General features: G+C 41.5%; 19 protein-coding genes. 8 read left to right on the top strand and 11 right to left on the bottom strand.

The window, feature by feature from the left end:
• The first annotated feature begins 107 nt into the window (after positions 1 to 107).
• A complete protein-coding gene (locus AB9K32_RS14780) occupies positions 108 to 1,307 on the top strand; it encodes a histidinol-phosphate transaminase (RefSeq protein ID WP_369885609.1) in 1,200 nt (399 codons plus the stop codon).
• Positions 1,307 to 2,443 carry a permease gene (locus tag AB9K32_RS14775; protein ID WP_369885608.1) on the top strand — a complete coding sequence of 379 codons (1,137 nt, stop codon included), beginning with the start codon at positions 1,307 to 1,309 and terminating at the stop codon, positions 2,441 to 2,443. The genes AB9K32_RS14780 and AB9K32_RS14775 overlap by 1 nt, the downstream gene beginning before the upstream one ends.
• A 21-nt stretch (positions 2,444 to 2,464) precedes the next feature.
• Here AB9K32_RS14775 and AB9K32_RS14770 read toward each other — a convergent pair whose 3' ends face one another.
• Positions 2,465 to 3,139: a lysoplasmalogenase gene (locus AB9K32_RS14770; protein WP_369885607.1), complete on the bottom strand. Its 675-nt coding sequence runs from the start codon at positions 3,137 to 3,139 to the stop codon at positions 2,465 to 2,467.
• Positions 3,133 to 3,606 (bottom strand): CYTH domain-containing protein, encoded by a 474-nt coding sequence (locus AB9K32_RS14765; RefSeq protein ID WP_224836102.1) that lies wholly within the window; start codon positions 3,604 to 3,606, stop codon positions 3,133 to 3,135. Before AB9K32_RS14765 ends, AB9K32_RS14770 begins: the two co-directional genes overlap by 7 nt.
• Before the next feature lie 27 nt (positions 3,607 to 3,633).
• Here AB9K32_RS14765 and dinB point away from each other — a divergent pair, with 27 nt between their 5' ends.
• On the top strand, positions 3,634 to 4,734 hold the full coding sequence (gene dinB, locus AB9K32_RS14760) for a DNA polymerase IV (protein WP_369885606.1): 1,101 nt from the start codon (positions 3,634 to 3,636) through the stop codon (positions 4,732 to 4,734).
• A 146-nt stretch (positions 4,735 to 4,880) separates the two neighbouring features.
• Here the strand turns inward: dinB and AB9K32_RS14755 are convergent, their stop codons facing one another.
• Complete coding sequence (locus tag AB9K32_RS14755) at positions 4,881 to 7,661, bottom strand: pitrilysin family protein (protein ID WP_338197250.1); 2,781 nt, start codon at positions 7,659 to 7,661, stop codon at positions 4,881 to 4,883.
• 250 nt (positions 7,662 to 7,911) lie between these two features.
• Between AB9K32_RS14755 and AB9K32_RS14750 the strand changes: the two genes are divergently transcribed.
• Positions 7,912 to 8,490 carry a TetR/AcrR family transcriptional regulator gene (locus AB9K32_RS14750; RefSeq protein ID WP_369885605.1) on the top strand — a complete coding sequence of 193 codons (579 nt, stop codon included), beginning with the start codon at positions 7,912 to 7,914 and terminating at the stop codon, positions 8,488 to 8,490.
• 128 nt (positions 8,491 to 8,618) lie between these two features.
• Here the strand turns inward: AB9K32_RS14750 and AB9K32_RS14745 are convergent, their stop codons facing one another.
• The 8 genes from AB9K32_RS14745 to AB9K32_RS14710 all read right to left on the bottom strand — a co-directional run bounded on the left by AB9K32_RS14745 (position 8,619) and on the right by AB9K32_RS14710 (position 14,794).
• Entirely contained in the window at positions 8,619 to 9,167 is a 549-nt protein-coding gene (locus tag AB9K32_RS14745; RefSeq protein WP_369885604.1) for a carboxymuconolactone decarboxylase family protein, read from the bottom strand.
• Positions 9,168 to 9,201: 34 nt separating this feature from the next.
• Positions 9,202 to 9,360, bottom strand: coding sequence for a hypothetical protein (locus AB9K32_RS14740; protein ID WP_252080869.1), 159 nt, complete (start codon positions 9,358 to 9,360; stop codon positions 9,202 to 9,204).
• Positions 9,361 to 9,452: 92 nt separating this feature from the next.
• Positions 9,453 to 10,301, bottom strand: a complete 849-nt coding sequence (locus AB9K32_RS14735) for a helix-turn-helix domain-containing protein (protein WP_224836097.1) — start codon at positions 10,299 to 10,301, stop codon at positions 9,453 to 9,455.
• A gap of 137 nt (positions 10,302 to 10,438) precedes the next feature.
• Positions 10,439 to 11,881, bottom strand: a complete 1,443-nt coding sequence (gene pyk, locus AB9K32_RS14730; protein ID WP_224836096.1) for a pyruvate kinase — start codon at positions 11,879 to 11,881, stop codon at positions 10,439 to 10,441.
• A gap of 2 nt (positions 11,882 to 11,883) precedes the next feature.
• Positions 11,884 to 12,354 carry an IPExxxVDY family protein gene (locus tag AB9K32_RS14725; protein ID WP_369885603.1) on the bottom strand — a complete coding sequence of 157 codons (471 nt, stop codon included), beginning with the start codon at positions 12,352 to 12,354 and terminating at the stop codon, positions 11,884 to 11,886.
• Between the two features lie 107 nt (positions 12,355 to 12,461).
• Complete coding sequence (gene rnc / locus AB9K32_RS14720) at positions 12,462 to 13,199, bottom strand: ribonuclease III (RefSeq protein WP_252080870.1); 738 nt, start codon at positions 13,197 to 13,199, stop codon at positions 12,462 to 12,464.
• A 9-nt stretch (positions 13,200 to 13,208) separates the two neighbouring features.
• Positions 13,209 to 14,459, bottom strand: coding sequence for a beta-ketoacyl-ACP synthase II (gene fabF, locus AB9K32_RS14715; protein ID WP_224836093.1), 1,251 nt, complete (start codon positions 14,457 to 14,459; stop codon positions 13,209 to 13,211).
• Positions 14,460 to 14,560: 101 nt separating this feature from the next.
• Positions 14,561 to 14,794: an acyl carrier protein gene (locus tag AB9K32_RS14710; RefSeq protein WP_009778413.1), complete on the bottom strand. Its 234-nt coding sequence runs from the start codon at positions 14,792 to 14,794 to the stop codon at positions 14,561 to 14,563.
• A 162-nt stretch (positions 14,795 to 14,956) separates the two neighbouring features.
• On the opposite strand from AB9K32_RS14710, the gene AB9K32_RS14705 reads away from it, so the two are divergent.
• The 4 genes from AB9K32_RS14705 (at position 14,957) to AB9K32_RS14690 (ending at position 19,180) form a co-directional block, all read left to right on the top strand.
• A complete protein-coding gene (locus tag AB9K32_RS14705; protein WP_369885602.1) occupies positions 14,957 to 15,520 on the top strand; it encodes a phosphoribosylglycinamide formyltransferase in 564 nt (187 codons plus the stop codon).
• Complete coding sequence (locus tag AB9K32_RS14700) at positions 15,520 to 16,155, top strand: viroplasmin family protein (RefSeq protein ID WP_369885601.1); 636 nt, start codon at positions 15,520 to 15,522, stop codon at positions 16,153 to 16,155. Before AB9K32_RS14705 ends, AB9K32_RS14700 begins: the two co-directional genes overlap by 1 nt.
• A gap of 155 nt (positions 16,156 to 16,310) precedes the next feature.
• Positions 16,311 to 17,237: a PfkB family carbohydrate kinase gene (locus AB9K32_RS14695; protein WP_369885600.1), complete on the top strand. Its 927-nt coding sequence runs from the start codon at positions 16,311 to 16,313 to the stop codon at positions 17,235 to 17,237.
• A 44-nt stretch (positions 17,238 to 17,281) separates the two neighbouring features.
• A complete protein-coding gene (locus tag AB9K32_RS14690; RefSeq protein WP_224836089.1) occupies positions 17,282 to 19,180 on the top strand; it encodes an amidophosphoribosyltransferase in 1,899 nt (632 codons plus the stop codon).
• The last annotated feature ends 275 nt before the right edge of the window (positions 19,181 to 19,455 follow it).

The following is a 19,455-nucleotide window of genomic DNA, read 5'->3' as shown; positions in this document are numbered from 1 at the left end:
TATTTATTGAGATAACACCTCTTTAAACCCCTGTTTTTTGTGTTTTTATCGTTGATTTTAGTGAATTGATCATATAATTTTAATTTCTTCTAAAAACTAAATAACCAATGGGAACTACAACTAACATCAACAGACGCGATTGGATAAGAAAAAGCGTTCTCACAGCAGGTGGGGCAATGGCTTTGCCATATATGGGATTGGCCGAAACTCCTAAAGCTCCATTGACCTTGGATGCCGAAGGAAACGCAATATATAGTCCGTTCTTTAAAGAATATTTACCAAAACCTGAAGATTTAATGCCAGAATTGGCTGCAAAGTTAAATGCAAACGAAAATCCATACGGGCCATCTCCAATGGCCATGGAGGCATTTAAAAACTCCGTTTCCGGCGGTAACAGATATGCTTGGAAAGAACTATTTCAGTTGGTCGACAAAATAGCGGACTTTGAAAAAGTTGAGAGCAAAAACATTATGATGGGGCCAGGGTCGTCCGACCTTTTGGAAAAGACTGCCATGGTTTTTTTTAAAGATGGTGGCAATGTTGTTTCCGCCGATCCTTCTTATATGTCCTTGATCAGAGTGGCCGAATCCGTGGGAGCAACTTGGAAACCTGTTCCACTAAAAGAGGATTGGTCCCACGACCTCAAAGCAATGGAAGAAGCTATCGACGACCAAACAAAACTGGTCTATATCTGTAACCCGAACAACCCCACCGGTTCTATGACCGATCATGAAGAGTTGGTTGACTTTTGTTCACGCGTATCGGAAAAAGTACCCATTTTTGTAGATGAAGCCTATTTATGGTTCTTGGAAGATGGTGCCAAAAAAAGTATGGTGTCCTTAATAAACCAAGGAAAAAATGTTATAATCGCAAGGACATTTTCCAAAATACATGGTATGGCAGGACTTCGGGTAGGCTATATCGTAGCTCTTGAAGAAACCTTGGACAGGTTGAAAAAGATAACCCGAGGCGGAATGGGAATTACGCTGCCCTCCGTATATGGGGCGATTGCTGCCATGGATGATGCGGATTTTATAGATAAATCACGAACCCTAAATGCCGAATGCAGGGAGTATGTGTACTCAAGTCTAAAACAATTGGGAATAGATTCTTATGTGCCTTCTTCCACTAGTTTCATAATTTTTCCTATTCAAATGGAGGGCAAACCGTTCCTTGAACAAATGACCGAGTTAAAGGTGGGCGTTCGAGCATTTCAATTTATGGATCAAAACTGGTGCCGAGTAAGTATGGGCACCATGGAAGAAATGAAAACTTTCACCAGTGCACTCAATAAAGTGTTGGTATAGTGGATATTGGAATTCAAAAAACCATAGTATTCCTTTTTTTCATCTTTATTGGAATCTTGCTCAAAGCTAAATTTAAATCCAAAGAAGAAATTACTGGAATAAAAAAAGTGATTCTAAACCTTGCACTGCCGGCAACCATATTTATTGCGTTGTTGGGAGTCAGGGTGGAACTGCCGCTTTTAATATTGCCCTTATTGGCCCTTGGCCTTAACGTTTTGCTGTTCTTTTCCATGTCCGTTATTTTACCCCCATTGGGCATTGGCAAAGGAACTTCGGAGTATAGAACAGCTAAGTTACTGATTCCCTCATTGGCACCTGGTTTGTCCGCTTTTCCCTTTATTGTGGAATTTTTGGGAGAATCCTATTTGGCAAAAGCGGCGATGTCCGATCTGGGCAATAAGATTTTTGTGCTCTTTTTTTTATATCTCGTTGCTATGAACTGGCATTATGGCCAACAATCCAGCAAAGAAAAAAATGGCGGAACCCGATTAATGCCCTTGATCAAAGCAATGGTTTCCGAACCGGTCAATATATTTATCGGTGCTGCTTTGGTATTACTGGTCTTTGGTCTAACTATGGACTCGCTTCCGTTTTTTATGAGTGAAACACTCGAAAAACTCAGTTTGATCATGACTCCTTTGGTATTATTGTTTATAGGTTTGGCGGTAAAGATCAAGAGAAAACAGTTTTTTCAAATATTTTCCTTATTGTGCGCCCGGGCAGGATTGGTATTGTTGATTTCTGGACTTTTTGTGGCCATAACAGGGATTAACGCGCAAAACGAAATCTTGTTAACATTGGCCTTTGGTCTTAGTGCCTGTAGTTTTTGGCCCTATGCCCATATTGCAACTGTCGATGGAATGGAGATGGATAAAAAAACAAAAAGCAAAACTTTCAATAGTGATTTTGGGGTAACCATTCTAGCTCTTTCGTTCCCACTTTCCACCATGTTGATTCTTGCAACATTGAACAGTGGATCCTTCTTTGTAAATCCGTTTAATATATTTTTGATGGCCGCTTTATTTTTAGGCGTTGGATTCACTTTTCCTTTGATCAGTGTAATCAACAAAAAAAAGTGGTCAGAGCAAAAAACTATCAACCATAAACTAAATCCAACAACAGAAAAAGCTGCTTAAGTTCAATTGGCAACGAGCCAATTATTCTGACGGTCTTAAAACGAGGCTTCTGGCAGCATTTGCAATCAGACCAATACTTAGCCAATAGCTACTGAGCACAACGATTCCCGAATAAGCAAAGGCTGTCTTGAACTTGGAGATGGCGATCATGGTATCGGAGAACATAAAACATAGTACCGCTACTGCGATCCAACCAAATTCCTTCCGCTTATGTTTTAAATAAAGACCTATTCCCTGCCATGCCATAGTGCAGATTACCAAAATATAAATCGCGACCGGAACCAAAAAATCGCCAAGTCCCGGCCACAGCCAATAAAAAATTAGCCCCCCAGTGCCTAAAAACAGTACTAACGAACTCAAATTGCGCTGAAATCCATTTATATGTACAAATCCCCAAATAAATAGCAGGTGTGCCACCAAAAAAGAGGCAAGGCCGAACACAAAGTATTCCGGAAATAGTAAGACTATATCGCCCAACAAGCAAAAGGACATAGCTAGAACAACAATTTTTCTAAATATGGACCAGTTTGCTTTTGAAATACAGACCAGTAATGCTATCACCAAAATCGTAGTAAGCGGCTTTAACAATCGATATACCGATAGATATTCCGAATATTCCATAACCATGGCCATAACACCACTGATTATGATCAGTAGATTTATAATTACAGTGGATTTCCTAGGTTTTGCTACCACACCTTATACGGTTTTTTGCTTAGTTGTGAATTATAATACTTGATTCTACCTGTGACTTCCTCTCCTAACCATTCCGGTCTTTCAAAACGTTCCTCTTCGTGCTTAAGTTCCACTTCTGCCAATACAAGGCCCTTGTTCTCGCCCAAAAACTCGTCAACTTCAAATATTTGATCACCAAAAGGCACTTCGAACCTTATTTTTTCCAAAATCCCAGATTCGCACAGGTCTATTAGATTTGTAGCTTCGGATACAGAGATTTCTGTTTCCCATTCAAAACGGGTGGTTCCCGATGCGTTGCTGGCTCCTTTAACGGTCAAAAAACCTTTTTCTCCTTTTATTCGAACCCTAACAGTTCTATCCGGATCCGTATTCAAAAAGCCCTGTACAATCCGGTTTTGGGAGATAGCTTTCTGTTTATACCCATCCGACTTTACTAAAAATTTTCGTTCTATTTCCAAATGTTCCATCAAACTAAATATACCCTAAATTTGAAAATGGACTTTAATTTTCCCCTAAGAAAAATAATTCATGTGGATATGGATGCATTTTATGCTTCCGTTGAACAGCATGATAACCCTGAACTCAAGGGGAAGCCTATTGCCGTGGGCGGAGGGTCCAAACGAGGAGTAGTTTCGGCTGCAAGCTACGAAGCCCGTAAATTTGGGGTGCGTAGTGCCATGGCCGGTGCCATTGCCCGCAGAAATTGCCCCAACCTCATTTTTGTAAAGCCCCGTTTTGATCGCTACAAGGAAGTTTCCATGCAGATCCGCAGTATTTTTTTTGAATATACCGACTTGGTGGAACCCCTGTCGCTGGACGAGGCCTATCTGGACGTAACAGAGAACAAAAAGGGAAATCCCTCTGCCACTTTGATCGCCAAAGAAATACGCCAAAAAATTCTTGACAAAACTGGTTTAACAGCATCGGCCGGAATATCCATAAACAAATTTATCGCCAAAGTGGCAAGCGATTACAACAAACCCAATGGACAAAAAACAGTGAATCCGGAGGAAGTAATCGAATTCTTGGAAAACTTGGATATTCGTAAATTCTATGGAGTGGGCAAAGTTACCGCCGAAAAAATGTACCGCCTTGGCATTTTTACTGGATCTGACCTAAAATCAAAATCGTTAGAGTTTTTAGAGCAGCACTTCGGAAAAAGTGGAGCGCATTATTACAAAGTGGTCCGGGGCATTCATTTAAGCAGTGTAAAACCACATCGAACTCCAAAGTCGGTAGGTGCCGAACGTACTTTTTTTGAAAATTTAAGCAGTGAGATTTTTATGCTGGAAAAATTAGAGAATATTGCCGCTGAGCTGGTAAGAAGGCTACAAAAATCCAAAATAGCCGGAAAAACAATTACTTTAAAAATTAAGTACAGCGACTTTACCCTGCAAACACGCAGCAAAACACTGCCCTACTATATTGGCAGCAAAGATTTGATCCTGGATACCGCCAAGGAACTTTTGTACCAGTCTCCTTTGGAAAACTCCGTTCGGTTACTGGGTATTTCACTCGCCAACCTCAACACGGAAAAAGAAAAACAAAGCACGGAAAAAGAATCCGTGCTTGTTCAACTCAAATTTGATTTTTAAAAAGGAGAAGTTGTTTAAAAATACTTTTTAGTTGTCCGTCATTCCGAACTAGTTTCGGAATCTCATCATGAAATTCTAAAAGGATTATGAGAACCTGAAACAAGTTCAGGTTGACATAAAAAGCTTCTTGGACAGCCCTCTACAATTTAGTTTTTTATATCGGTTTCCATTGGCTTTACTGCAGGCTTTATGGGGTTGCCATCGGCGTCTATTTCTATGATGTTATCAAAACCGAGTTCATCCAATTTTGTAATGATCTCAGCTCTATCACCAACCATGAACCAATTCACTTTTTCGGGCTGCACTACTTGGTTGCTCACCTTTCTAACATCGTCCACGGAAAGGTTTCTCACGTTTTGATCATATTTTTGATAATAATCGTCCGGTAAATTATACCTGACCAAGTTTCTTACCGAGCTGTTCACGGAACTATTGGTTTCCCACTGTCCAGGGAGTTTCAAAACTTGATTGGTCTTTACTTTTTCCAGCTCTTCGCTAGTTGCCGGTCTGGTCGATGTAAACTCAGAGATCTCTTTTCTGATTTCGGTAACGGACTCTGCCGTTTTATCGGTTTGAACCGGAGCATATACAATAAACGGCCGTGCTTCTTTGGAACCCATAACAAATCCTCCGGCGCCGTAGGACCAATGCTTGTCCTCCCTTAAATTCATATTGATCCGCGATGTAAAATCTCCTCCAAGAATACTTACCATTTGCTCCAAAGCGATTTCGGAGACATCGCCATATTTTTCGGTAAGATGACCGGCCAAGATCACGGATTGTTGGGATTCGGGACGGTTCATTAAATACAATGTATTCTTGGAATTGGTTTTTGGCGCATTAAATGCAATTGTGGGAACATTACCGCTCTTCCATTTGCCCAATTTCTTTTCCAACTTGGATTTGAGCTCTCCCATCTCTACATCTCCCGTAACGATCAAGGTGGCATTATTGGGCTTAAACCATGTATTGTAAAAATCGACCACGTCTTCCCGTGTCAATTTTGAAACGGTATCCTCGTATCCAGTTCCCGTATAGGGACTGCTGTATGGGTGGTCCTCTCCATAAAGGTACTTGTTCATTACACGAAGTGCCATGGTTATGGGTTGGGATTTTTCTTGTTTTATATTGTTTATTTGTTCTTTTTGAAGTCGTTCAAATTCCTTCTCTGGAAATACAGGGTTGAGGACCACATCCAAAAACAGGTCCAAACTTGCATCCAAGCTTGGTTTAAGGGTGCTCATATAAACATTGGATTCATCCTGACTGGAAAATGTGCTCAAGGAAGCCCCCAACAACTGAAGCTGTTCGTTTATTTCCAAAGAAGTTTTGTCCTTGGTTCCTTCATCCATCAAGTTCATGGCCAACATTGCCGTTCCTGGACTGGCCAAATAATCCGTTTTGTAACCGGCATCGGCGACCAAATTGATTACCACGGTCGGAACGCCTTTGCGCTGTGCGAGTACCACATTGAGTCCATTGGAAAGTTGCGCGCGCTGGAGATCTGGAAATTTTGAACTTTTCGGCGCACCAAGTTCCGGCAATTTACTTCTGTCCACGGACGATTGCACAATATCGTACTCTGGAAATGGGTTACAGACCAAAATATGTTTTCCTTTGGAAAGCCATTTTTGGGCCGTTTTTCTTAAATCTTCCGCAGTGGCATCTTCAACAAATTTCAATTGGGTTTTGTAGTAGGAAGCATCCCCATGATAGGTTTGATTGGAAGCAAGAATATCCGATACACCCCCAAAACCTCCTATACGTTCCAACCCTTTAATAAAGTTGGCAAAGTAGTTTGCTTTAACTCTTTTGAGTTCTTCTGCGGTAGGGCCTTCTTCGATAAATCTCTGGATTTCCGCCTCAAGTTCCCTCTCCAATTTGGATGGGTCTTCACCCTGCTTTACGTTTAACCAAGTAATAAACTGGCTCGCAATTTCGCTGGAGGCTTGGAAAGACACTGCTGCACTTGCAGATTGGTCCTTATAGATAAACTTTTGGTACAATCGTGAATTCTTCCCATTGCTAAGAATAGCGGAAATCAAATCAAAATGGAGGTCCTCCTTAACACCAAATGGCGGTGTATTCCATGCAAAGAGCACTCTTGTTTCGGGAACACGATCCTCGTATACCTGACGAGAATCAAAAATTTTATTGGGAATATTGATCTCTTGTCGTTCCACCGTGGGTCCTGAAGGGATATCCCCAAAATACTTGATTACCTTCTGATGCACTTCCTCGGCATCCACATCCCCTGCCACGGCAACAACGGCATTGGCCGCGCCATAGTAGGATTTAAACCATTCCTGCACATCTTCCAAGGAAGCTGCGTTCAAATCTTCCATTTCTCCAATAACCGTCCAGGAATACGGATGACCTTTAGGGTACATGGCCTTGGTCAAATAATCCCACTGCATACCGTAAGGCTGGTTTTCACCTTGCCGCTTCTCGTTCTGTACCACTCCTCGTTGCTCGTCGAGTTTTGCTTGATCAATAGCTCCCAATAAGTGGCCCATTCTATCGGACTCCAAAAACAGTACTTGATCTAATGCGGATACAGGTACATTCTGAAAATAGTTGGTGCGATCGTTATTGGTTGTTCCGTTAAGATCGGTTCCCCCGATACTCTCCAAGGCTTGAAAATAGTCGGTATTGTAATTTTCGCTCCCGTTGAACATTAAGTGCTCGAATAAATGGGCAAAACCACTTTTTCCTGGTTTTTCATTCTTCGACCCAACATGATACCAAACGTTGACCGCCGCAATAGGTGCTTTGTGGTCCTCATAGACCAAAAGGGTAAGACCATTGCTCAATGTGTACTTTTTGTAATCGATGTTAATGTCATCGGCTTTAAATTGAAATCCTTGGCCAAATCCAACGGCAAAGGACAAAAGCCCGATAAAACAGGCTAGAAGTAATTTTTTCATCTTGATAGTGTTTTAATTGTTTTGATTGATAATACTAGTTGCAACAAGATAGGAAATTGTTTCCAACAAACACTATTCTAGGCGATTAACCTATAGGCGAAAAATAATTTTCTTGAAGATACGTTCTTTTAACCGTTAGTGTCCATAGGTATAAAGGTGTACTTGATAGGGGTTTAATTGCCCGACCCAATATTTCTTTATTACTTTGTACCAACAGCCCACACTTTAAACACTATTACACCATTTTTCTATGCAGCGAAGCGAATTGCACGAACATATCATAACTTCGGCGGGCAACCTTTTTTATTCGCAAGGTTACAATTCTACCGGCATCAACGAGATCATATCAAAATGTGGCATTGCAAAAGCGACGCTTTACAGTCATTTTAAATCCAAAGAGGAAATTTGCAAGGCGTATTTAAAACAACGGCACAACGCTTTTATTGCTCGGTTAAAAAACTATGTTGAGCAAAGGAATACGGGCCGACCAAAGCTACTGGCCATTTTTGACCTGCTACGCGATATGTATCTGGATGAGGATTTTCAGGGTTGTTGGGGCATTAATACACTTGGAGAACTTTCTCCGGACCAAACGGCCATATTGGCCGTAATCCAACAACAAAAAAAAGAGCTGCTATTGTATTTGGGCGAAATAGTTGGCGACAATATCTCCAACTTGTCCAAGGCGGAAACCGAAAAAATCTCGGGTGGCATTTATATGCTATACGAAAGTGCCGTAACGGAGAGCCACCTTTTTAAAAACGATTGGCCCATTTTTATGGCAAGGAGCATTGCCCCAGCGCTTTTTAAGGATACTGAGCTTATCTAAAAGCAAAAAATGTCAGTTCGAGCGCAGTCAAGAACACGTTATGCTGTCAATGGACAAAACATATTGGCTACGCTCGTTGTGACATTCTCCTATTAAAAATAATAGGATTTGTTAGGTTGTAGTCGCTATTATGCGCCTACCGTCTCCAAAGGCTGGGCCTCAGGGAAATCTACAGGTACTTTAGTTGTACTGTGTATATAGTTGGATATGGTTTTGTCGCCTACCAATACAATAGTGTCGATCAAGTTTTCTTTGGTCCATCCGGCCGCAAAGAAATTATCCACTACTTGGGCATCTGTTGCACCTCTGTTCTCGGTAATATTTTTGGCCAAACGTGCCAAAGCGTCCAATTTTTCATCAAAAGATGCCTTGCCCGCTCTTAATTCAAGGATTTGCTCGTCGGTAAAACCGTTCATTTTACCAATGGCAGTGTGAGCGGACAAACAGTAAATACAATGGTTTACTTGACTAACTGCCAAATTTACCACTTCTTTCTCTTTGGCCTTCAAAGAGGTCTTCGCATTGGAAAGTGCTAAATAATTGCCCAAAGCATTTTCTGAGTGGGCATAGGTCGCGAAAAGGTTCGGAACAAAGCCTACTGCTTTCTCCAAGTTGTCAAAAATGGCCTGATTGGCCGTACTTACTTCTTCTCTTTTAGGTACATTGATTGTGCTCATAATTGTAAATTTTAAAATGAATTTTATAAAAGGATTAATAGGTCTGTACAAAGGGTTTTTCTACATCACAGTAAAAATCGTGATGGTACTTTTGCTCACAGTGTTCTGAAGCTCTTACAGTTTGCACCGCGGTTTTTGGTGTTGTTCTAAAAATCTCGATGAGATTAAAAATTGATTTTTCCGTGATATTCATCTCTTGTCTGTTTTTTAATTACAGTGCAAAGATGCTTCGGAAAGGAGGGTGGGTGTTAGGAGCAATTTCCCGACGGCTTGACAATTTTTCCCTTAGGCTACCAAAAGCAGGTTTTCTCGGTATTCGGAAGGGGTCATCTGGGTCATTTTTTTAAAGAAACGACTAAAGTGTGCCGGGTCGTTAAAACCAAGTTCGTACGCTATTTCCTGATTTTGCTTATCGGTAAAGTTGATAAGTCTTTTGGCTTCCAACGCAATTCTATCCAAAATAATCTGTTGGGGGGACTTTTGGTTGTAAATCGAGAATAGGTTGGAGAGGGTTTTGGGAGATTTGTGCAACAGTTCGGCATACTCGCTCACTTTTCGCTTTGTTTTGTAATGCATGTCCACCAAAAAATTGAATCTTCTGATGGTATCGATTTGGTCATTCCCCAAAGTTTTTACGATCAACTGTTCCTTCGCCAATCGCGTACTCATAATTATCAACCTTTTAAGCAGCATTTGGAGCATATCTCCCTGAATATTGTCCGGAGTCGAAAATTCTTCGATGAACATATCGTGCAATAGGTTGAACTTGTTCAATTGTTCTTTGCCAATAGTTATTACCGGTATATCCTGAGTGCCAAAAAACAAAATTCCATTACAGGAAACCTCGCTATCATGATCAGAAATACAATAAAACTCCCGGTTAAAAAGAATCCCTGTTATAGGCAATTGGGCCTTGCTATAAGAAACGTGTTGTAGATAGGTTACCGTAATAATTTGGTTTGGCAACAGTTCCAGGTCCAGTCCATCAATTTGAATGGTCAAGGGACTGCCATTTCTGTTCCACAAAAATTTTATGGTCTTGGAAGTTTCGGAAAAATATCTTTCCTCTTTTTTAATATCATCCGTAAACCCTAATATAGCACCTAACCTGGAATCTTTGTATTCGTGTTTCATTGATCAATTACTTCTATACCCGCTATTTAGTCCCATTTAGTGGTTCATACTTACATCACAGTGACACCTAAAGCCACTAAAATAAAAAGGTGTGCTTTGCAGAGCACACCTTTTTATTTTTGGTATATAACTTCTTTCTAGAAATTACATGTCTCGATTTCGGTTACCCGTAGGGTATTTACCATTCCCTTTTCCTTGATCGGCATTGCAGCCAAACTCACCAACATGTCCCCAACTTCCAAAAATCCTTTTTTACAGGCAATTTGGTTAACGTCTTCTATGGTTTGATCCGTGGAAACGAACTTATCATAATAAAAAGCTTTAACGCCCCAGAGAAGATTAAGCTGGGTCAAAATCCTTTTGTTCGATGTAAATACGAGAATATGTGCCGCTGGTCGCCATGCCGAAATCTGGAATGCGGTATATCCGCTGTTGGTCAAGGTGGATATGGCTTTTGCCGATATCTCGTTGGCCATTAAAGCGGCGTGATAACAAACTGATTTGGTGATGTACCTTTTGGTACGGATATGTGGTGGATTTTGAGGCACTTTGATCAAATTGGACCCTTCTACGCTCGTGACAATGCTCGACATTTTCTCAATTACTTGGACAGGATAGTTGCCTACCGATGTTTCTCCAGAAAGCATTACGGCATCGGCACCGTCCATAACTGAGTTGGCCACATCGTTTACTTCGGCGCGGGTAGGTGTTAAACTGGTAATCATGGTTTCCATCATCTGGGTGGCTATGATCACGGGGATTCTACCCTTTTTGGCACTCAATACCAGTTGTTTCTGAATCAGTGGAACCTCTTGTGCCGGCACCTCCACACCCAAATCGCCACGGGCCACCATAAGACCGTCGGATGCTTTTACGATTTCCTCGATGTTTTCCAGTGCTTCTGGTTTTTCAATTTTTGAGATTACAGGAATTTTATGCTCGGTGTGTTCCTTGATCAAATTATGAAGATCGTATATGTCCTGGGCATGACGAACAAATGAGAGTGCAATCCAATCTACTTCTTGACCGATAGCAAAAATGGCATCTTTGATATCTTTCTTGGTCAATGCCGGTAAAGAAATATTGGTATTGGGGAGGTTGACTCCTTTTTTGGATTTTAGCGGCCCGCCCTGTATTACTTTGGCTACCACTTCGTTTTCTCCATTGGTGGACTTTACCTCGAATATAAGTTTACCATCGTCCAGAAGAATTCGCTCACCGGCCTTTACGTCTTTTGGGAAGTTCTGGTAATTCATGTAAACTCGTTCTGCCGTTCCCTCAAAAGGTTCTCCGGTTACAAAAGTTACTTCATCGCCCGGAGAAACTATGGCCTCTCCTCCCATTACGCCCACTCTTAGTTTGGGTCCTTGTAAATCGGCAAGTATGGCGGTGTTAATTTCCAACTCTTCGTTAAGTTCCCTGATTATTTTGATCCTCTCAGCTACATCTTCATATGCGGCGTGGGAAAAGTTTATCCTGAAAACATCTACTCCGGCCAATATCATTTCCCTTAGGGTTTCCTTTTTACTGGTAGCTGGCCCGAGGGTTGCTACAATTTTCGTTTTCTTAGTAGTTGGCATTGTTAAAAGATTAAATTTCTTTTTGATTTCAAATTATGCGTGTCCAATGGATATGCTGTGATAACCTTGGATATCTTATTTATGAACTTGATTTTTTGGGAATATAGATCTTCATTCTCAGCATCTACCTTCAAAAAATAATCCACTTCCTTCTTTTCTTTGATCAAATGATCGGTCCGCGTGATTACATTGTTCTCGAACAAACCTAAAGAAGGTGTTTCCTCCCTTACTTCACATTTATTGGAGATCAGGGTCCAGTATACATCGTTCAGTTCATCGTCCCAATCGAACAGCGAGAACGACATGTGACCATCGAGACATAGGTCTTTCTTCATGCGTTTTAATTTGAGTCCGCAAGCGGAATTTATTGCATATGTAATGGAGTAGTCCTCCAAATTGCTGTGTATGGCAATAAGGGAAAAATTGTCGTCATATAAATCTGCAGATATCCTGTGCGTTGTCAAATTTCCCATAACACGAACCGTAAATATAAGGCTTAATCTTAATGCATGTCCAGTTTTCTACAGGACAATACTTCTATTAAGTAAACGAAAACGTTAGAGTTAACTATTATTTAAAGTTACTGGTTTTCAATCTTGCTCTGCAGAGCGAAATATGCTCGTTTTGAGGCTTTTTCCTCTGCTTTTTTCTTGGAGGTTGCCCGTGCTTTTGCCAACATTCTATCACCAATGGTAAGTTTTACAGCAAAATGTTTTAACTCGTCGTTTCCTGTGTCCTCATATACGTGATAATTGAATGTCTTTTTTTCTTTTTGGCACCATTCTATCACCAAACTCTTATAGCTGATCACTTTACCCTCGAGCTGTTCAATATCCACATAGGGCTCTATTACTCTTTCATTTATGAATTTTTCACAATACATGTAGCCTTTATCCAAGTAGATCGCACCCACAAGTGCTTCAAAGACATTACCATGAATATTCTCCCCAAAATGTGCTTTCGGAATCCTACTTTCCACAAAATCCAGCAATCCAAGGTCTTTACCAAGCTCGTTCAGGTGCTTACGGCTCACTACCTTGGAACGCATTTTGGTGAGATATCCCTCGTCCCCTTCCGGTACTTGGTTGTACAAATGTTTTGAAATGATGGTCCCCAGCATTGAATCTCCCAAAAATTCGAGGCGCTCGTAGTTTACAGGATTCCCTTTTTCGTCCTTTTTGTTCATGGACCTATGAAGGAACGCTGTTTTATAGAGCTCCAAGTTTTTGGGCTTGAAACCAAGGATCCTTTTCATACCCAAAAAAAAATCCCCATCCGAGTCAGGATGGGAATTGAATATTTTGGAAGTGAGTTTCATGTTACAAAACTACCCTATTTTTTTAAATAAAATACAAGCATTGTGTCCTCCAAATCCAAAGGTGTTGCTCATGGCGACCTTTACTTCGCGCTCTTGTGCCTTGTTCAAGGTCAAGTTGAGCGATGGATCTATCTGATCATCCACTTCACTGTGGTTTATGGTCGGTGGCACCAAATTATGCTCCATGGCCAAAATGGAGGCAATGGCCTCAATGGCTCCTGCCGCTCCCAACAAATGGCCAGTCATGGATTTGGTTGAATTAATGTTGATGTTTTTGGCGTGATCACCAAATACTTTGCTAATGGCCTTTAATTCGGCAACATCACCAAGTGGGGTTGAGGTACCATGTGTATTTATGGCATCTACATCTTCTGGTTTAAGCCCAGCGTTTTGCAAACAGTTTTCCATTACCTTTACCACTCCAATACCTTCTGGGTGTGGAGCCGTCATGTGGTGGGCATCACTGGAAAGACCTCCACCCAAAACTTCGGCATATATTTTAGCCCCCCTTGCTTTGGCGTGCTCATATTCTTCCAATATTAGCGCACCTGCTCCTTCTCCCAGTACAAAACCATCTCTTGTGGCATCAAAAGGTCGAGAAGCAGTTTCGGGGCTTTCGTTTCGGGTAGATAGTGCATGCATGGCATTAAATCCGCCCATACCTGCAATAGTTACAGCGGCTTCGCTACCACCGGTCACAATAACATCGCAATGACCCAATCTAATGTAGTTGAGCGCATCGATCATGGCATTGGCCGAAGAGGCACATGCAGAGACAGTGGTATAGTTTGGTCCCATAAATCCATGTTTAATGGATATGTTCCCAGGTGCTATATCCGCAATCATTTTTGGAATAAAGAACGGATTAAAACGTGGTGTTCCATCGCCATTGGCATAGCTGATCACCTCGTTCTGAAAAGTTTCCAAACCTCCGATTCCCGCGCCCCATACTACACCAACCCTAAACTTGTCCACAACGTCCAAGTCTATTCCAGAGTCTGCTATGGCCTCATCCGATGAAACCAGAGCATATTGGGCAAACCTATCTAGTTTTCTAGCTTCCTTCCTATCAAAAAAATCCGAAGGATCGTACCCTTTAAGCTCGCAAGCAAACTTTGTTTTAAATTTTTCGGTATCGAAGTATGTAATGGGGGCAGAACCGCTTTTTCCGGTTCGTAGTCCTTCCCAATAAGCTTCCAAATTATTACCAATGGGCGTTAACGCTCCCATTCCGGTAACCACAACTCGCTTTAACTGCATTGAACTATTTTTTTACCCTTTAGACGTAAATTATAAAAAAAATTATCCATGTGACAACAATCACATGGATAATTTATAATCTTTAGCGATATATCATATAATTACTTAGCTTCTTCTATATAGCTAATGGCCTGACCTACAGTGGCGATGTTTTCTGCTTGGTCATCTGGTATCTGAATATCAAATTCTTTCTCAAACTCCATGATAAGTTCAACAGTGTCCAAGGAATCCGCTCCTAAGTCGTTGGTAAAGCTAGCTTCTGCAACTACTTCATTTTCATCTACACCTAGTTTATCAACGATGATAGCCTTTACTCTTGATGCAATGTCTGACATAATTATTGTGGTTTTAAAAATTTAAATCGTTGGCAAAAATATAAAACTTTGGATTAAATACACTATTTGACGATAAAATGTGATTCAAATTAAACATCTTACATCAGTGTATCTTACTTTAGCCGACGTAATTTAGTCCAAAATCATATCAATTCCTAACGAATGAAACGAATTGTAATCTTTGCATCGGGCAGTGGGTCCAATGCAGAAAATATCATATCCTTTTTTCGCAAAGACCCTGCGATCACGGTTGCGGCGGTACTTACCAATAAAAATTCGGCAAAAGTACTGGAGCGCTGCGACCGCCTCGGCGTGCCCGCTTTCTATTTTAACGGGCCAGCTTTTAAGGGTTCCGGTGCTATAGTGGATCTTTTACACGGTCTACAGACGGATCTTGTGGTACTAGCCGGCTTCCTTTGGAAAATACCGGAAAACCTTGTTGAGGCGTATCCAAATAAAATCGTAAACATACATCCTGCCCTTTTGCCCGATTATGGCGGAAAGGGCATGTACGGCGACAGGGTACACAAGGCCGTTAAGGACAACAATGAAAGCGAAACCGGCATAACCATACATTATGTCAACGAAAATTACGACGAAGGTGCCATCATATTTCAGGCCAAGACCATGATCGAACCCACGGACACCCCAGAAACCATAGCTCAAAAGGTACACCAGTTGGAATACGAGCATTTCCCTAAAGTGATCAAAAAACTACTGTCCTAATGGCCAAGAAAAAAAAGTTTTATGTGGTTTGGAAAGGAAAACATCCCGGAATTTTCGAGTCTTGGGCCGATTGTAAGGCGCAAATAGATGGCATTAAAGGAGCACAATACAAATCCTTTGCTACGTTCGAAGAGGCCAAAAAAGCCTACAACGGCAATTATGCGGATTTCAAGGGTAAATCCAAGGGCAAAAGCGAACTTACTCCAGAGGAACTGCTTAAAATCGGGAATCCCAATTATAATTCTATAGCGGTGGATGCGGCCTCCAGCGGCAACCCGGGAAAAATGGAATACCGCGGTGTGGATACCAAAAGTAAAAGAGTCCTTTTTCACCAAGGCCCTTTTGAACAGGGTACTAGTAATGTAGGTGAGTTTTTGGCGTTGGTCCATGGATTGGCGTTTTTAAAACAACAAAAAAGTGAACGTATCCTCTATTCCGATTCCAGAATTGCAATTGGGTGGGTAAGAAAGAAAAAATGTGGAACCAAACTGAACAAAACCGAGAAAAATACACAGCTTTTTGAGCTTATTGCACGTGCCGAAGAATGGCTCAAAAAAAATCGGTTCAACACCCCAATAGTTAAATGGGAGACCAAGGCCTGGGGGGAAATACCTGCTGATTTTGGCAGAAAATAGAAAGCAGATACCAGTAATATTAGACGGCACGCCTTTATTAAGTTTTCGCTTGAACTTGAGTTTAACCCCTCATTTATTCTCTGTTTTTCTTAAATCCTTTGTTAATGATTCCAATATGGAATATCAAACCGTATATTTGCAGCAAAATTTAGGTAATGGGCAAATTACTGATCGTGGGGACCATGGCCTTCGACGCTATTGAAACTCCGTTCGGAAAAACAGGAAGAATATTGGGTGGTGCCGGCACATTTATAGGTTTGGCAGCATCACAATACAAAATAGACTCCGCAATTGTTTCTGTCGTCGGAGACGACTTTCCACAGTCCTACATGGACATTTTTATAAACAAGAACATCGACCTATCCGGTGTTGAAGTGGTAAAAGGAGGCAAAACTTTTTTCTGGGAAGGAAAATACCATAACGACCTAAACTCTCGAGATACCTTGGCCACAGAACTAAATACTCTGGCCGATTTTAATCCCGTAGTACCGAGCAACTTTACCGACGCGGACATAGTAATGCTCGGTAATCTTCACCCCAACATCCAGCTAAGTGTAATCAATCAAATGGAAAAACGACCAAAACTCATAGTTTTGGATACCATGAACTTTTGGATGGACAATAGTTGGGACGATTTGATGAAGGTAATTTCTGAAATAGATGTTATCACTATTAATGATGAGGAGGCCAGACAAATGACCGAGGAATATTCCTTGGTGAAAGCGGCCGAAAAAATTCAAAAGATGGGGCCTAAATACGTCGTCATTAAAAAAGGGGAGCATGGAGCACTTTTGTTCCACAAGGAAAATATTTTCTTTGCGCCCGCATTGCCATTGGAAGAAGTATTTGATCCTACCGGTGCCGGCGACACTTTCGCCGGTGGATTTGTGGGGTACTTGACAGAGGTAGGCAACATATCATTTGAAAGTATGAAGAACGCCATTATACATGGCTCCAATTTAGCATCGTTCTGTGTGGAGAAATTTGGCACCGAGCGCATGGTGGATTTACATAAAAGCGAGGTAAATGCCCGCTTACAACAGTTTAAGGAACTGACACAGTTCAATATTGAATTAACCTAAATGCGTGCCCTGAAATTTTCGGGGCTTTTTTTATTTGATTTGCTATGAGTGATCCTATTAAGCACGAATGCGGAATATCGTTGATCCGTTTGCTTAAACCCTTGGAGTACTATAAAGAAAAGTACGGTACAGCTTTTTATGGTGTAAACAAGATGTACTTAATGATGGAAAAGCAGCATAACCGCGGACAGGATGGCGCCGGTTTTGCAAGCATTAAAATGGATATGGAGCCTGGGGAAAGGTATATGAGCCGGGTAAGATCGGCACAGCAGCAGCCCATCCAGGATATTTTTGCCCAGATCAACAACCGTATCAATACGGCACTGACCGAAAACCCAGAGTTTGAAGATGATGTAGCGTGGCAAAAAAAGAACATCCCGTACATTGGGGAACTTTTGATGGGACACGTTAGGTATGGCACCTTTGGAAAAAACAGTATCGAGAGCGTACACCCGTTTCTGAGACAGAACAACTGGATGCACAGAAACCTTATTGTGGCCGGCAACTTTAACATGACCAATGTTGACGAGCTTTTTGGCAACTTGGTGGCCTTGGGTCAGCACCCCAAAGAAAAAGCCGATACCGTTACCGTAATGGAAAAAATCGGCCATTTTTTGGATGACGCCGTGGCAAAATTGTACAAGGAGGTCAAAAAAGAAGGGTACTCCAAAAGAGAGGCCTCTCCACTTATTGCCGAACGCTTGAACGTTGCCAAAATACTACGAAAGGCTTCCAAAAACTGGGACGGCGGTTACGCCATGAGCGGATTGATCGGGCATGGCGATGCTTTTGTAATGCGCGACCCGGCAGGAATCCGACCGGCATACTATTATCAGGATGATGAAGTTGTGGTCGTAGCATCCGAACGCCCCGTAATCCAGACCGTGTTCAATGTAAATTTTGATGATGTAAAAGAGCTAGATCCGGGCCATGCGGTAATCATTAAGAAAAATGGCTCCATGGCGTTAAAACGTATTTTGGAACCTACCGAGCGAAAAGCCTGCTCTTTTGAACGCATCTATTTCTCCAGAGGGAGTGATAAAGAAATCTACCAGGAAAGAAAAAAATTGGGGAAACTGGTTTTTCCAGAAATTTTGAAGTCCATCGACAACGATTTGGAGAATACCGTCTTCTCTTACATTCCGAATACTGCGGAAACTTCGTTCTTTGGAATGGTAAAGGAGGCTCAAAACTACCTCAACAAGAAAAAAGAAGAACAAATTCTGGCCTTGGGGCCGAACATGACAGGCGAGGAGCTTCATAAAATATTGAACATTCGTCCGCGAATAGAAAAAGTGGCCATCAAAGATGCCAAGTTAAGAACCTTTATCACCCAAGATAGCAGCAGGGATGATCTGGTGGCCCACGTTTACGATATCTCCTATGGCTCTGTAAAACCCACCGATAATCTGGTAATTATAGATGATAGCATTGTTCGCGGCACTACCTTAAAACGTAGTATTTTAAAAATACTGGACCGTTTGTCTCCCAAGAAAATAGTGGTTGTGTCCTCTGCACCACAGATCCGCTATCCGGACTGTTATGGTATCGATATGGCAAAGTTGGAAGATTTTGTTGCCTTTAAGGCAGCTTTGGCTTTGCACGAGGAACATGGCACTACCCACTTGATCAAAGAGATTTATGAGAAGTGCCTTACCCAGACCGAAGCTTCAGACAAAAATGTGATAAACTACGTGAAGGAATTTTATGCACCATTCTCAGCAAAACAAATTTCCAAGAAGATCGGGGAAATTCTAAGTCCTGAAGGAATAAATGCAGAGGTAGAGATTATTTATCAAACCATTGAAGGTTTGCATAGCGCCTGTCCCAAAAACTTGGGCGATTGGTATTTTACAGGAAATTATCCCACCCCGGGCGGTAATAAGGTGGTCAACAAGGCGTTTATCAACTTTTTTGAAGGAAAAAACGAAAGAGCTTATTAATCAACCACATAGAAAAAGAGCGCAATCTGTGCGCTTTATCGATGAAACTAGCAGTATAGCGGGTTTTTATACGAACAGAAACCCACAACCCTACTTTAGTACTTGCCATAGCATAAGTAGGTTAAGTTCATGGTAAGATTTGGGGCAAAAAAGGTGGAGTTTATCCACCTTTTTTATTTTTCCTACTTCCAAAAGCTGTTCAATTTTTCCAAATTCCAGTGCCACCACGACATGTAACTACGGAAAATCCCCAGTTTTTTTAAGGTTTTTGTCCA

The sequence above is a fragment of the Allomuricauda sp. XS_ASV26 genome (assembly GCF_041224615.1).
Lineage (GTDB): Bacteria > Bacteroidota > Bacteroidia > Flavobacteriales > Flavobacteriaceae > Flagellimonas > Flagellimonas alginolytica.
Note: the sequence above shows the minus strand (reverse complement) of the source record. Positions and strands in the feature narration are given on the sequence as shown.